The sequence below is a fragment of the Flavobacterium alvei genome, assembly GCF_002920895.1.
Lineage (GTDB): Bacteria > Bacteroidota > Bacteroidia > Flavobacteriales > Flavobacteriaceae > Flavobacterium > Flavobacterium alvei.
The window spans coordinates 169832-183819 of sequence record NZ_PQVG01000007.1 but is presented as its reverse complement, the minus strand read 5'-3'; the positions used below and the strand labels follow the sequence as shown (position 1 = coordinate 183819).

Genomic DNA, 13988 nt, shown 5'->3' with positions numbered 1-13988 from the left:
TTTTTCATTTCATTTTATTGTTTTCTTTTCGATTTCAATAACGCCATTTGATCGGGTGTTAGGATTTCTTTTAGCTTTTTGTTGTATTCTTTTCGTTCGTCAGGAGTAAGTTTGTTAGTCCCATTTGTTGGATAATTTTTGAAAAGGCTCACTAATTGCTGTTCTTGACTGGAGTCTAAATTCAGTTCTTCGACCATTCTTTTTACGCGGTTCTCGTTTTTTTGTTGCGGAGAGCTAGTTCGAAATTGCCCTTGATTAGGGTTGTTTTTCTTTTCTTGTGCAAAGCTTGTTATTCCAATGCACAATAATGCAGCTATAATTAATTTTTTCATAACTTTTTTAGAATTTAAGGAGGCTATTTATTCTATTGATTTTTTAATTAAAAATATAAAAAAAACTTCCGGTAACCAGCCGGAAGTTTTTAGACAAACAAATTACACTAACTATTTTTAATTAACCTTGTCTTTTTTCTTGATTTCTTCCTTGTCGGTTTCCATGACGATTTTCTTTAAATCTTTCTTGACGATTTTCTTTAAAATCTTCTTTCATAGAAGTCCATTTTTCGAATTGTTTCGCATTCAAAATTTTCTCCATTCTTTTTTTAGTTGCGATTTGTTCATCAAGCATTTTCATTTTCATAGCAAATCTTTCATCATTACTAGGCTTAACTCCTTTTTCTTTATTGGCTTTCATTTCAGCTTTATGAGCTTCTTTTTTAGTCATTTTTTCAGAAATAATTGCGCTCATTTCTTTTTGTTGCGAATCATTCAAATCCAATTCTAAAGTCATCTTTTTTAGAATTAATTGACTTTGTTGTTCTGGAGTAAATTGATCCATTTGATTTCTGTGAGGCCTTCCATTCTTTGGTTGTGCAAGCATAGTTGTACCTACCAATAATAATGCCAAAATCAATAAATTTTTGCTCACAATTTTTAAAATGTTTTTCGATAATTCTTGGGCATTCGTTTTCATATGTATTGTGTTTTTTTGAAGTTATAGTATTAGGACATTAAAAAGGTTTAAAGGTTTAATCTTTAACAAATAATTATATTTTATGGTTAGCAATGCACCCAAAATACTTTTTTAAGTATGATTACAATCATAATCAATCGATTAAACTAATTGCAAATTTGTATTATTAAATTTAAAAACTATTTATATGTACAAATTATCATTATTTATTGTTGCTGTAGCTTTGTTTATTTCATGTGGTAAAAAGGAAGCCTCAACTGAAGATTTTTCAACTGGAGCAAAAACTTCTGATGCTGCAAGTGATGCCTCTTCTTATGACCCAAATCGAGGAATTGGTAAACATACAACAGTAGAATTAGGGGCTACATTAGATGCGACTATGGCTGCTGAAGGCGAAAAAATTCAAGTGGTTAAATGTTCTGCTTGTCACAAACTAACAGACGAAAAATTAGTAGGCCCAGGCTGGAAAGGGGTAACTTCTAGATTTAAACCTGCATGGATTATGAACTTTATTACTAATCCTGACCCTATGATTGACAAAGATCCTAAACTTCAAGCTCAATTGGAAATTTGTTTAGTGCGAATGCCAAATCAATCTCTTACAGATGAAGATGCTAGAAATTTATTGGAGTTTATGCGTCAAAACGACGGAGTGAAATAAGAAATTTGCAACTAATTTAAAACCAAAATAATATGAACAATACATTTTTGAAAGCGAGTTTGGCCATTGTTATGGTTGCCGCTTTTTTCAGTTCTTGCAAACCCAAAAATTCAGGAGATGTTGTAAGTGGAGACGCAGCTCAGAAAGCATACGTTGCTCCTGGTAAGTATGACGAATTTTATAATTTCGTTTCCGGAGGTTTTAGCGGTCAAGTAAGTGTTTACGGCCTTCCAAGCGGAAGACTTTTTAGAGTTATTCCTGTCTTTTCTGCCGACCCTCAAAGTGGTTATGGTTATAGCGAAGAGACCAAACCTATGCTAAATACTTCTCACGGATTTATTCCTTGGGACGATCAGCACCACACTGAGTTGTCTCAAACCAATGGAGAAGTAGATGGTCGATGGCTTTTTGCCAATGCCAATAACACTCCTCGTATTGCTCGGGTAGATTTGAAAACGTTTACTACCAAAGAAATTATCGAATTACCAAATAGTGCAGGAAATCATTCCTCTCCATTTATTACTGAAAACACCGAATATGTGGTAGCTGGAACTCGTTTTAGCGTTCCACCAGATAATGCCAATGGAGATGTGCCTATCAATACCTATAAGAAAAACTTTAAAGGTTATTTAAGTTTTGTAAAAGTAGGTAAAGAAGGTCAATTGGATATTGCATTCCAAATTGAAGCACCTGGAGTAAATTTCGATTTGAGTCACGCCGGTAAAGGCAAATCTCACGGTTGGTTTTTCTTCTCTTGTTACAATACCGAACAAGCGAATACTTTGTTAGAGGTTAATGCTTCCCAAAAAGACAAAGATTTTATTATGGCAGTTAACTGGAAAAAAGCCGAAGAATATGTTAAAGCAGGAAAAGGTAAAAAAGTAGCAACAAAATATGCTCATAATGTCTATGACGAAAAAACACATTCTGCAAAATCTGAAATCAGAACCGAAGTTTTGGTTTTGAGTGCCAAAGAATTGAAAGACATCTGTTATATGATTCCTTGTCCAAAATCGCCTCACGGTTGTGATGTGGATCCAACGGGAGAATATATCGTTGGTTCAGGAAAATTAGCCGCATTAATTCCTGTATTTAGTTTTGATAAATTGCAAAATGCCATCAAAAACAAACAATTTGACGGAGAATATGACGGAATTCCAGTCGTAAAATATGAAGCAGCTCTTCATGGTGAAGTTCAAAAACCAGGTCTTGGTCCATTGCATACCGAATTTGACGGAAAAGGAAATGCCTATACCACATTCTTCGTTTCTTCAGAAGTGGTGAAATGGGACATCAAATCATTGAAAGTTTTGGATAGAGTGCCAACTTATTATTCTGTAGGTCACTTGTGTATTCCAGGAGGAGACAGTAGAAAGCCATTCGGAAAATACCTGATTGCTTACAACAAAATCACCAAGGATAGATTTTTGCCAACTGGTCCAGAATTGGCCCAAAGTGCTCAAATATTCGACATTAGTGGCGATAAAATGCAATTGGTTTTAGATTTTCCAACCATTGGAGAACCTCATTATGCACAAGCTGCACCAGCCGATTTGATTCGAAATAATGGACAATTAAAATTCTATAAAATTGAAGAAAATAATCATCCTTTCGTAACCAAAGGAGAAAAAGAAGCCAAAGTGGTTCGAAAAGGAAATAGAGTCGATGTTTATATGACTTCTATTCGTTCACACTTTGCATCAGATAACATCGAAGGGATAAAAGTGGGTGACGAAGTATATTTTCACGTAACTAACTTGGAACAAGATTGGGATGTGCCTCACGGATTTGCTATAAAAGGTGCCGATAACGGAGAGTTACTTATTATGCCAGGAGAAACTTGCACCCTAAAATGGTTGCCTAAAAAAGTAGGTATAGTCCCTTTCTATTGCACCGATTTTTGTAGTGCTTTGCACCAAGAAATGCAAGGTTATGTGAGGGTTTCCCCCGCAGGAAGTGCTATTCCATTAACTTTTAGCTTGGGAACAAATCTTCCAGCTGTTAAATAATTAATTTCTTTATTATAAAGGGAACAAAGTCTCTTTGTTCCCTTTTTTTTATAACAACAATTAGTATGAACACTTCAAAAATAACTGTATTTTCAAAAGTATTTCTTTTGGCAGTGAGTGCTTTGTTTTTTGCATCACTATTGTTTCCAATGTGGCGAATTGAACTCGAAGCGCCTCAATATCCAGAAGGTTTGGTGTTGCAATTGCACGCCAACAAAATTGGTGGCGATGTGGATATTATCAACGGATTAAATCATTATATCGGAATGAAAACCTTGCATACGGAAGATTTTCCAGAGTTTCAAATCATCCCTTATATAGTTGGTTTTTTTGGATTATTTGCTTTGGCAATGGTTTTTGTAAACAAACGGAAAGGAGTAGTTTTATTATTCTTGTCTTTTTTACTTTTCGGAGTTTTGGCCGGTGTGGATTTTTACCGATGGAACTACGAATACGGACACAATTTGAATCCCAATGCAGCCATTGTGGTGCCCGGAATGGCCTATCAACCACCATTGATTGGGTATAAACAACTGCTTAATTTTGGGGCTTATTCCATTCCAGATATTGGGGGATGGCTATTGATTGCTGCTGGAATTTTGCTTTTTATTATTGTGGCAAAAGAAACCCGTTTGATAAGTAAAATTATTAGAAAACCTAAAATCAATCCTGTTTTGGTTTTACTATTGTCTTTTTCTTTTATGTCCTGTGGCGATTTTAAAGAAGAACCCATCAAATTAAATAAAGACAATTGCGATTTTTGTAAAATGAGCATCGCCGACGGGAAATATGCAGCCGAAATAATTACCCAAAAAGGGAGAATTTATAAATTTGACGACATTGGTTGTATGGTTAATTATTGCAAAGAGAATACCAACACAAAAATAGGAGCTTATTTTGTAAGCAACTTTGCTCAAGACAATGTTTTAATTCCAGCCGAAACCGCTTTTTTCCTTTCAGGTGGAACGATTCAAAGTCCAATGCACGGTGGAATTATTGCTTTTTCGTCTGAAAAAGAAGCTAAAGAATTTGCAACGAAATCGAATGCAAAACCAATGAATTGGGCAGCAATTATAAAAAAATAATGAAAAAAATCTTCTACATACTGCTTTTGTTTTCTTCCATTCTTCAAGCAAAAGTGATTGAAGTTGGGACAAATAAACCTATTAAATCAATCCAAAAAGCCATTGTATTGGCCAAAGTGGGTGATACGGTTTTGGTTCACAAAGGACATTATAAAGAAGGTAATATCATCATCAATAAAAGAATAGTTTTTATTGGTAAAAATTACCCAATTCTAGACGGACAAAAAAAATATGAAGTCTTGTCCATCAAAGCCGATGGCGTAATTGTGCGAGGTTTTAAAGTCATAAAATCGGGTTATGCCACGCTCGAAGATCCTTGTGGAATCAAGGTGTACAATAAAAATAACGTGGTCATTCAGAACAATATTCTCGACGATAATTTCTTTGGAATCTACATTCAAAACGGTGCCAATTGCATTGTCAAAAACAACAAAGTTTCGGCTTATGGCAAAGAAGAACAACGCATCGGCAATGGAATTCATTGCTGGAAAAGCGACCGACTCCAAATTATTTCCAACACTATTTCGGGGCATCGCGATGGTATTTATTTTGAATTTGTAACCAATTCGACAATTAAAGGTAATTTTTCTACCAAGAATATTCGTTACGGATTGCATTTTATGTTCTCTAATGATGATGCCTATATTTCGAATGTTTTCAAAAACAATGGTGCCGGAGTGGCCGTGATGTTTACCCGAAGAGTCAAGATGGTCAATAATCATTTTGAAGAAAATTGGGGTGATGCCGCTTATGGATTGTTCCTCAAAGAAATCTCTGATAGTTTTATCATCGGAAACAAATTTGCCAAAAACACTTCGGGAATTCATATGGAAGGCACTAGCCGAATTTTGGTTCAAAAAAATAGTTTCGAAGCCAATGGTTGGGGAATGAAAATTCAGGCCAGTTGTATGGATAATGAAATACAAAACAATAATTTCGTGGGTAACACTTTTGATATTAGTACTAACGGAAGTTTGGTTCTCAATACTTTCAACGGCAATTATTGGGACAAATACGAAGGTTATGATTTAGACAAAAATGGAGTGGGTGACGTGCCATTTCATCCCCTGAGTTTGTTCTCTGTAATTACCGAAAATAATCCATCGGCGATGTTGCTTTTCAGGAGTTTTATGATTACGCTTTTGGACAAATCCGAGAAAATTTTGCCCAGCATAACTCCTGATAATTTTATAGATAAAAAACCATTAATGCATTCTTTGCCTTTATGATTGAAATTAAAAATATATTTAAAAAATTCGGAAAATTAGAAGTTTTGAACGATGTTAATCTTACTTTCAGTAAAGGAGAATGCATTGCACTAATTGGTCCAAACGGTTGCGGAAAAACCACTTTGATAAAAAGTATTTTGGGAATGGTTATTCCGACTAAAGGCGATATTTTATTTGATAAAAAATCGATATTGAATAAGTATAAATATCGAGATCAAATTGGGTATATGCCTCAAATAGGGCGTTATCCTGATTATATGACCGTCGTGCAAATTATCGAAATGATCAAAAAAATTCGAAATTCTGATGAAGTTTTGGACGAAGATTTAATAAAAGCTTTCGAACTCGAAAAAATATTCGACAAACAAATGCGGACTCTTTCAGGTGGAACAACCCAAAAAGTAAGTGCCATTTTAGCTTTTTTGTTCAATCCACAGGTTTTGATTTTAGACGAACCCACAGCAGGTTTAGATCCATTGGCTTCCGAAATTTTGAAAGAAAAAATTATCAAAGAGAGAGAAAAAGGGAAACTCATCTTGATCACTTCCCATCTTTTGAGTGAACTCGACGATATGATTAGCCAAATTATTTTTATGCAAGACGGCAAAGTTCATTTTCATAAATCAATCTCCGATTTGTTAGAATCTACCAACGAACAAAAAATTTCAAAAGCTATTGCCAAAATTCTAAAAAGTGAAAGCCATGAACAGAATCATTAAAATCATATTTCTCGACATTCTAAAAAACAAGATTGTATTGGGGTACACCTTGATTTTGGCCCTGCTTTCTTGGAGTTCTTTCGGATTGGAAGACAATTCTGCCAAAGGATTACTTACTATTTTGAACGTCATTTTATTCACGGTTCCATTAGTTTCCATCCTTTTTGCAACAATTTATTTGTACAACAGTTCCGAATTTATCGAGCTTTTGTTAAGCCAGCCTATCAAGCGAAAAAAGATTTGGTTGAGTTTGTTTTTGGGATTATCGCTGTCAATGGTGGCTGCTTTTTTTATTGGTGCTGGAATCCCTCTTTTGATAAATGCGCCCGATAGTGTCGGTTTAATGATGGTTATTGTAGGATGCTTGATTTCCTTAGTTTTTGTTGCTTTGGCTTTTTTGAGTTCAATTCTTACTCGAGATAAGGCCAAAGGAATAGGGATTTCTATAATGAGTTGGTTGTTTTTTGCCCTGCTTTTTGATGGATTGGTTTTGTTTCTATTATTTCAATTTTCAGATTATCCGATCGAAAAAGCTATGGTGGCTGTTACGGCTTTTAGTCCAATAGATTTAGCTCGAATTCAAATATTGTTGCAACTTGATGTTTCAGCAATGATGGGTTATACGGGGGCTATTTTCAAAGATTTTTTTGGCACGGCAATAGGGTTGTCAGTTTCGTTTTTGTTGTTATGTTTGTGGGTAATTATCCCGTTTTGGGTTTCACTAGAAAAGTTTAAAAATAAAGATTTATAAAAAAGGTAAAGAATGAAAACAGATATCAAAGATAGAGCTGATATAGAGCAATTGGTAGCGATTTTTTATGGTAAAATAAAAGAGGATGCGTCAATTAGTTATTTTTTTAATGAGGTTGCCAAAGTCAATTGGGATGAACATTTGCCTAAAATGTGTGATTTTTTTGAAAACATATTGTTCTTTTCGGGAAATTATGACGGTAATCCAATGGTGGCACACGAAGATTTACATAAAAAAAGTGAGGTTAAAGGCGAACATTTTAATCACTGGAATGCTTTATTTGATGCTACAGTAGATGAATTATTTGAAGGGAAAAAAGCAGAGGAAATTAAACAAAGATCTGTTAATATTGCCGCTGCAATGATGCAGAAGGCACATCGATAATAACTGGGTTTATAGGCCTCAGATATAGTTTAAAACTATGTACTTTAGTGCATTTTGCGTTAGTTTCTAAAATAGTTTAACCACAAATTACACAAATACTTTAACCTTGCAGACTTTAAGTCCATAGTGATTTATTCCAATAAAAAAAGCGTGAGTTGCAGTAACTCACGCTTTTTTGGTTAATATATAGAAGCGAATTAATAATTTTATTTTGGAAGCAATACATCGCCAATCACGTGAATAATTCCGTTTGATGTAGGAATGGAAGCCACAATTTCGGAACCATTGACAAAGGTTTTGTCTCCTTTTTTGGTTATTTTTACTTTTCCACCAAAGACCATATCAAATTCTTGACCGTCTTGCATATACTCGGTTTTCAAAGAGCCAACATAGGTATGATAGCCTAATATATTTTCTAAATCGCCTTTTTTCTCTGGTTTCAATAAGCCTTCAACAGTTCCGGCAGGAAGTTTATCAAAAGCTGCATTGGTTGGGGCAAAAACGGTAAAAGGGCCAGCATTGCTCAAGGCATCAACAAGTCCGGCAGCTTTGACAGCAGCGACCAAAGTGGTGTGGTCTTTGCTTCCTACAGCTACTTGAACGATATTTGGCGCAGAAGTTTCATCTTTAACACCAGATTGTCCCATTCCAGGAGTTTCTGTCGGTTCTGTTGTTGTTTCGGGGGTGGTTTCACTGTTTTGCTTGCATCCAAAAGCGGCAAACATAAAAGTAGCTAGGGATAGGTAAATTAATTTTTTCATAATGTAAGTGCTTAAGTTTTTTTATAAAGCAAAGCACTTAATTTTTAAACCATCATTTTATGAGTGCAATCATAAAAGAGGTTTGTTTTTTGCTTTTTTAATAGAAAAATAAGCAACACATCCAATGCCAATCAATAAAACAATAGCAATTCCAAAAAGGATTTCGTTTACATAAGGAATCGGGATGTAACTGAAGGCTGCAAGACCTTGAATTGCCAAAACAATTTCGTTTAGAATCACTGCAGTCGAAAACAATAGTATTCCGTATTTTATGTTCTTGTTTAGGATAATCAAATGGTTGGAATAAATATAAAACAATAAAAACAAAGAAATGATTGCCAATAAAACAAGATGTAAATAGGCTATTACAATAGGTCTAAAGCCAAATGCCAGCTGGCTAATGATAGGAACTGTTGAGCCCAATTGAAGTATTAATTTTACACTTAAAGCAAAACCCACAAACACTAAAATGTATCTTAACAAAGGAGAGTACTGTTCTAAAGAATTTATTTTAGATTTTAATAAAACAAGAAGGAATTTGAACCAAGCAAAAACCTGAATTATGGCAGCAATTATCGTAATCACATAAAGCCAGAAAGGTAAATCTAACCATAAAATGGATAGAAGATAGGCCGGAATGCATGCAAAGACGAATAATTTGAAGAAAGTTTCATAAAACGGATGTTCTGATTTTCGAAGGTTTAAAAATCCCAAAAACAATCCCATGCTGGCGAAGAAAAACCATCCATTGTATTGAAAATGCAAATAAAAATAGATTGATGACAAATATAAATCCTGTACAACGTTTTTGGATGCCATCATATAGGCCAAATAAAAGGTGCCCAAAGAAGAGAGTATATTAAAAAACAGAGCTGCTTTCAACCAATTTTTTACCAGTAAATCATCTTCAATTAATTTTAAATCCTTGAAATATTGATAGCAAAACACATAAGAAACTAAAACTGAAGCTGTAGAGAAAGTTATAGAAAAGAAACCATACCCTTGAATAATAAAGCAAATGAGCATTCCGTAGGCACAAATCAAGTTAGTAATAATTATTTTATTGTATTTGATGATTTGTAAATTCAGTGTTTTGGTTTGAAGATAATAAACCATCAATGTCATTAATGTATGGCTAATCCAACCTGAAAAAGCAAAATGAGAATGAGAATGTTGCAAATGTTTTTGGTCAAAAAAAGGAAATTCAAATCCTATTTTGTATCGCATCAAAACACCAAGAGTAGCAACAATACAAAGGTTAAGTAGCGAAATTTTAAGCCAAAATTTAGTTTTCAATTGCATTAATAATAGATTTTGTGATGGATGATTTCTACCTTTTTGGCTTCGTTCATTTTGCTAAAAACACGGATGACAGTTTCGACCCGAAGTCCAGTGTAATTGGCAATTTCCTGACGAGTAAATGGAATTAGGAGTCTTTCGGTAGAATTTCCAGATTTTCTTTTGTAAGAATTTAAAAAAGAAGTTATTCTAAATTCAGGTTTTTGATTGATGATTTCTTTTGAAGTCCTTGATTTAGAATGTATTTTCTGGGCAAATATTAATAAAAAGTCTTTTTGTATGTTGGGATATTCGTCTAAAATTTTCAGAAACTTATCTTTCGATAATTTGATAATGGTGCTGTCCTGAATGGTTACAGCATTGGAAGGATAGGTTTCGTTAATAAACAAAGGAGGTTCACCAAAACCATCTCCATCACAAAATAATCCTTGAGTAAATTCTTTTCCTTCCTCATTAGAATTAAACATTCGGACGCTTCCTTCCAGTATTTGAAAGTAGAAATGAGCTGCTTCGTCTTCTTCAAAAATGACTTCATTTTTTTTGTATTTTTTGGCAACTGCTCCCCAAGAATATAGTAAATCTAAATCTATCTGCATCTAATTTCGAAAGTTAATTTTTTTGTTTATTTTAAATTAAATGGGTAAAAACAAGTTAGAACCGCAAATTTAATTTTTATAAAGTTAAAAAAAATATGACCACAATCATAAGAAAAAATTTAATTGAAGCTCTATATTTGCAACGTGAAAAAGATAATATACCTTTTGGCGCTATTCATTTTAGTAAAACCGGTACTTCCGGTGATAGACTATGCTGTTAATTATGAGTATATTTCGAAAGTGCTTTGCGTTAATAAAGACAAACCCAAAATGCATTGTAATGGTAAATGCCATTTAATGAAAGAACTTGCCAAAGCATCTGAAGACGATAAACCCATTTCGTCCGATAAAAAAAACACCTCTCAAGAATCAGAAATTCTGTTTTTTGAAAAAATAAAAACATTTCAATTAGCATCAATTTGTTTTGATGATTGCCCAAAAACAAACAGTGGCTATTCTGACTTATACTACTTTTTGAATAGTGATTCCGTTTTTAGACCGCCCATTTTTATTTCTTAATTTTTCAAGTTTACACAAATACTATTTTCGATATAGAAACATATCGAGAGGATGTTTATTATCAAATTTTAAAAAATATAAAAATGAAATTTTTAAGAATACTACCATTGGTTTTATTAACCATTCTTGCTTCTTGTTCAAATAATGAAGAACCCGCAGTTGATGAATTGTATGGATTGTCTAAGATTAAAGAAATTACAAATACCACTCACACCATTGAATTATACAAACATATGGGAGGTTTAGAGCAAGGTTATAACGAAATTGCACTAAAAATTAAAGACAATGCAACAAACCAATATATAAAAAATGCCACCTTTACTTGGACACCAGTGATGCATATGGCCACGATGAATCATTCTTGTCCTAAATCGCCAGTAACAAAAGTGTCAACCGATGGATTGGTTTATGAAGGTTATATTGTTTTTCAAATGGCTCAAAATGCAACTGAATATTGGGATTTAAAAATAGATTACACCATCAATGGAACAAGTTATACCATGACTTCTGTAATCGATGTTCCTGCATCGGCAAAACAAAGAGTGACTACTTTTACAGGTTCTGATGGGGTTAGATATATAGCTGCCTATGTTGATCCGCATCATCCAAAAGTGGGTGTAAACGATATGGTAGCTGGAGTTTGGAAAATGCAAGACATGATGACTTTTCCAGTTGTAGATAATTATAAATTGAAAATTGACCCAAGAATGCCAAGCATGGGCAATCATAGTTCGCCTAATAATGTAGATTTAGTTCAAACTGTTGCTGGTGATTTATATAATGGTAAACTATCACTTACTATGACAGGTTATTGGAAAATTAATCTACAATTACTCAATGCAGCAGGAACCGTTTTGAAGGGAGAAACCATTACCGATGCTGTTCCAGCAAGTAGTATTTACTTCGAAATTGAGTTTTAATAAACAATTATTTTCTGCCAGAATGAACCATTTTGGCAGAAATAATTTTACAATTTTTAAGATGAAAAACTTTATAATCATAATAGGATTGTGTTTTTTATTTCCCAAGATACTTTTTGCCCAAGAAAAAGAAACAGATACAATAACTCCAAAAGATTTAACCGAAGTAATTGTAATTGGGAAAAAGGCACAACTGTATCAAAAGCAAGCCAAACCATTAGCTACAATTGACGAATATTTGCAGCAATCTACCAAAATAGATATGATTCGTCGAGGGAGTTATGCTTGGGAGCCTATGATCAATAATATGCCTACCGAAAGGACTTTGGTCACCATTGATGGTATGCGGATTTTTGGAGCTTGTACCGATAAAATGGATCCTATAACTTCATATGTTGAGGTTTCCAATTTATCCGAAGCGACCCTAAAATCAGGCCAACAAGGCGCTTGTCACGGAGCAACAATTGGGGGTTCTGTTGATTTACAAAGAAATCGTGCAGGATTTTCTAATTTAGGATGGAATGCGGCTGTAAATACAGGTTTTGAAACCAATAGTAAACAAAAAATAGTAGGATCGGCTATCAATTATGCGAATAATTCGTTCTATATAGATACCGATTTTATGTTTCGCGATGCCGAGAATTATACAGCAGGAAATGGACAGGAAGTCTTGTTTTCGCAGTTTAGAAAATTCAATATTTCATCGACTTCTGGTTTTTCTTTTGATAAAAACAAACTCTTAGAAGGTTCAATTATTTATGACAAAGCGACTGATGTGGGTTATCCTGCTTTGCCAATGGATGTTTCTTTGGCCGAAGCCTTAATTACTTCATTGAAGTTTGAATATGTTCCTGAGTCGTCCCCAATAGAAAACTGGGAAACCAAAATTTACTACAATACCATCACTCATAAAATGGATGACACCAAGCGACCTTCGGTTCCGATTCATATGGATATGCCTGGTTGGAGCGACACGTTTGGATTTTATTCTAAAACAAAAGGAACGCTTAGAAACCATCATTTTATAGCCGATTTGAATTCGTTTTACAATCGTTCTGTTGCCGAAATGACCATGTATCCAGCCGATTCTAACGAAAAATTAATGTTTATGTACACTTGGCCTGATGTAAAAACCCTTTATACAGCTTTGTTTTTAGAAGATAATATTGCGTTAAATTGTCATTCGAGTTTGAAGTTTTCAACTAGTTTGGGTAATCATTTCAACGAGGTTGCTAGTGAATTGGGTTTAGAAAGTTTACGGATTTTTTATCCCAATATGAAAGCTAGTAAAAACCGAATTTTACCAAGCGTTTCTTCTAATTATTCGTTTGATGAAAATGGTTTTTCGTATGGTTTTGGATTGGCTTACGGTCAGCGTGCTCCATCGGTTTCTGAAGGATATGGTTTCTATTTGTTCAATAGTTTTGATACGTATGATTACATTGGAAATCCAGAATTGAAGAATGAAAATTCATTAGAAACAAGTGTTTCTATGGGGTATAAAACCCAAAAATGGAGTGCAAAAATGTCGGCTTCCTATTTTCATATTTCCAATTATATTGTTGGAAAACCCGATGCGAGTTTGGTTCCAATGACCATTGGAGCAAGTGGAGTTAAAATTTATACCGCTTTGGATTATGCTACTATTTTTAATACTGACTTAAATTTGGAGTATCAATTTTCAGATTTTATACAATGGAAGGGACAATTGGTTTACAGCTACGGAAAAGATTTTGAAAACCAGAATTTGCCGTTCATTAGTCCGCTGAGGTATTTTTCTTCTTTAAATTTCAAAAAAGAAAAATTTTTATCATCAATTGCTGTTCAAGGTAATGCAACTCAAACGCAATTCAGCCCATTTTATGGCGAAGACAGAACTCCATCATATGCTATTTTGAATTTTGATGCGGGATATTCTTTAGATTTTGAAAAAGTGAAATGTGGTCTAAAAGCAGGAGTCGAAAACATTTTAGATACCTATTATTCGACTTTTTCAGACTGGAACAACATTCCTAGAAAGGGAAGGAATTTCTTTTTGAATGTGAGTTTTAGTTTTTGAAACAACTTAAATTAAAACCAGTAA

The 13988-nt window shown here is 33.9% G+C and carries 15 protein-coding genes; 10 read left to right on the top strand and 5 right to left on the bottom strand.

Features of this window, described 5'->3' with window-relative positions:
• Window positions 1-14 precede the first annotated feature (14 nt).
• Entirely contained in the window at window positions 15-332 is a 318-nt protein-coding gene (locus tag C3L50_RS13185; RefSeq protein ID WP_103806643.1) for a hypothetical protein, read from the bottom strand.
• Between the two features lie 121 nt (window positions 333-453).
• Complete coding sequence (locus C3L50_RS13180; protein ID WP_103806642.1) at window positions 454-972, bottom strand: hypothetical protein; 519 nt, start codon at window positions 970-972, stop codon at window positions 454-456.
• 187 nt (window positions 973-1159) lie between these two features.
• Here C3L50_RS13180 and C3L50_RS13175 point away from each other — a divergent pair, with 187 nt between their 5' ends.
• The 7 genes from C3L50_RS13175 (at window position 1160) to C3L50_RS13145 (ending at window position 7810) form a co-directional block, all read left to right on the top strand.
• Entirely contained in the window at window positions 1160-1633 is a 474-nt protein-coding gene (locus tag C3L50_RS13175; protein ID WP_103806641.1) for a c-type cytochrome, read from the top strand.
• Between the two features lie 32 nt (window positions 1634-1665).
• Window positions 1666-3642, top strand: a complete 1977-nt coding sequence (gene nosZ, locus C3L50_RS13170; protein ID WP_103806640.1) for a Sec-dependent nitrous-oxide reductase — start codon at window positions 1666-1668, stop codon at window positions 3640-3642.
• Between the two features lie 65 nt (window positions 3643-3707).
• Entirely contained in the window at window positions 3708-4727 is a 1020-nt protein-coding gene (locus tag C3L50_RS13165; protein WP_103806639.1) for a nitrous oxide reductase accessory protein NosL, read from the top strand.
• Window positions 4727-5956, top strand: a complete 1230-nt coding sequence (locus C3L50_RS13160; RefSeq protein WP_103806722.1) for a nitrous oxide reductase family maturation protein NosD — start codon at window positions 4727-4729, stop codon at window positions 5954-5956. The genes C3L50_RS13165 and C3L50_RS13160 overlap by 1 nt, the downstream gene beginning before the upstream one ends.
• A complete protein-coding gene (locus tag C3L50_RS13155) occupies window positions 5953-6675 on the top strand; it encodes an ABC transporter ATP-binding protein (protein ID WP_103806638.1) in 723 nt (240 codons plus the stop codon). Before C3L50_RS13160 ends, C3L50_RS13155 begins: the two co-directional genes overlap by 4 nt.
• Window positions 6659-7426 carry an ABC transporter permease subunit gene (locus tag C3L50_RS13150; protein WP_103806637.1) on the top strand — a complete coding sequence of 256 codons (768 nt, stop codon included), beginning with the start codon at window positions 6659-6661 and terminating at the stop codon, window positions 7424-7426. Before C3L50_RS13155 ends, C3L50_RS13150 begins: the two co-directional genes overlap by 17 nt.
• 12 nt (window positions 7427-7438) lie before the next feature.
• Window positions 7439-7810, top strand: coding sequence for a group III truncated hemoglobin (locus tag C3L50_RS13145; protein ID WP_103806636.1), 372 nt, complete (start codon window positions 7439-7441; stop codon window positions 7808-7810).
• A 206-nt stretch (window positions 7811-8016) separates the two neighbouring features.
• On the opposite strand, the gene C3L50_RS13140 is transcribed toward C3L50_RS13145, so the two are convergent.
• The 3 genes from C3L50_RS13140 to C3L50_RS13130 form a co-directional block, all read right to left on the bottom strand.
• The gene (locus tag C3L50_RS13140; protein ID WP_103806635.1) at window positions 8017-8571 is read right to left on the bottom strand and encodes a fasciclin domain-containing protein; all 555 of its coding nucleotides are present in this window, start codon (window positions 8569-8571) and stop codon (window positions 8017-8019) included.
• Window positions 8572-8640: 69 nt separating this feature from the next.
• The gene (locus C3L50_RS13135; protein ID WP_103806634.1) at window positions 8641-9873 is read right to left on the bottom strand and encodes a hypothetical protein; all 1233 of its coding nucleotides are present in this window, start codon (window positions 9871-9873) and stop codon (window positions 8641-8643) included.
• On the bottom strand, window positions 9873-10466 hold the full coding sequence (locus C3L50_RS13130; RefSeq protein ID WP_103806633.1) for a Crp/Fnr family transcriptional regulator: 594 nt from the start codon (window positions 10464-10466) through the stop codon (window positions 9873-9875). The genes C3L50_RS13135 and C3L50_RS13130 overlap by 1 nt, the downstream gene beginning before the upstream one ends.
• A 144-nt stretch (window positions 10467-10610) precedes the next feature.
• Here C3L50_RS13130 and C3L50_RS13125 point away from each other — a divergent pair, with 144 nt between their 5' ends.
• The 3 genes from C3L50_RS13125 (at window position 10611) to C3L50_RS13115 (ending at window position 13964) form a co-directional block, all read left to right on the top strand.
• Window positions 10611-10985, top strand: a complete 375-nt coding sequence (locus C3L50_RS13125; RefSeq protein ID WP_243400382.1) for a hypothetical protein — start codon at window positions 10611-10613, stop codon at window positions 10983-10985.
• Between the two features lie 83 nt (window positions 10986-11068).
• On the top strand, window positions 11069-11905 hold the full coding sequence (locus tag C3L50_RS13120; protein WP_103806632.1) for a hypothetical protein: 837 nt from the start codon (window positions 11069-11071) through the stop codon (window positions 11903-11905).
• A 61-nt stretch (window positions 11906-11966) separates the two neighbouring features.
• A complete protein-coding gene (locus C3L50_RS13115) occupies window positions 11967-13964 on the top strand; it encodes a TonB-copper family protein (RefSeq protein WP_103806720.1) in 1998 nt (665 codons plus the stop codon).
• Window positions 13965-13988 lie beyond the last annotated feature (24 nt).

Coding starts and splice junctions, on each gene's coding strand:
- C3L50_RS13165 (WP_103806639.1), top strand. CDS start 3,708: ATGAACACTTCAAAAATAACTGTATTTTCAAAAGTATTTCTTTTGGCA.
- C3L50_RS13145 (WP_103806636.1), top strand. CDS start 7,439: ATGAAAACAGATATCAAAGATAGAGCTGATATAGAGCAATTGGTAGCG.
- C3L50_RS13140 (WP_103806635.1), bottom strand. CDS start 8,571: ATGAAAAAATTAATTTACCTATCCCTAGCTACTTTTATGTTTGCCGCT.
- C3L50_RS13115 (WP_103806720.1), top strand. CDS start 11,967: ATGAAAAACTTTATAATCATAATAGGATTGTGTTTTTTATTTCCCAAG.
- C3L50_RS13150 (WP_103806637.1), top strand. CDS start 6,659: ATGAACAGAATCATTAAAATCATATTTCTCGACATTCTAAAAAACAAG.
- C3L50_RS13185 (WP_103806643.1), bottom strand. CDS start 332: ATGAAAAAATTAATTATAGCTGCATTATTGTGCATTGGAATAACAAGC.
- C3L50_RS13160 (WP_103806722.1), top strand. CDS start 4,727: ATGAAAAAAATCTTCTACATACTGCTTTTGTTTTCTTCCATTCTTCAA.
- C3L50_RS13135 (WP_103806634.1), bottom strand. CDS start 9,873: ATGCAATTGAAAACTAAATTTTGGCTTAAAATTTCGCTACTTAACCTT.
- nosZ (WP_103806640.1), top strand. CDS start 1,666: ATGAACAATACATTTTTGAAAGCGAGTTTGGCCATTGTTATGGTTGCC.
- C3L50_RS13130 (WP_103806633.1), bottom strand. CDS start 10,466: ATGCAGATAGATTTAGATTTACTATATTCTTGGGGAGCAGTTGCCAAA.
- C3L50_RS13180 (WP_103806642.1), bottom strand. CDS start 972: ATGAAAACGAATGCCCAAGAATTATCGAAAAACATTTTAAAAATTGTG.
- C3L50_RS13175 (WP_103806641.1), top strand. CDS start 1,160: ATGTACAAATTATCATTATTTATTGTTGCTGTAGCTTTGTTTATTTCA.
- C3L50_RS13120 (WP_103806632.1), top strand. CDS start 11,069: ATGAAATTTTTAAGAATACTACCATTGGTTTTATTAACCATTCTTGCT.
- C3L50_RS13155 (WP_103806638.1), top strand. CDS start 5,953: ATGATTGAAATTAAAAATATATTTAAAAAATTCGGAAAATTAGAAGTT.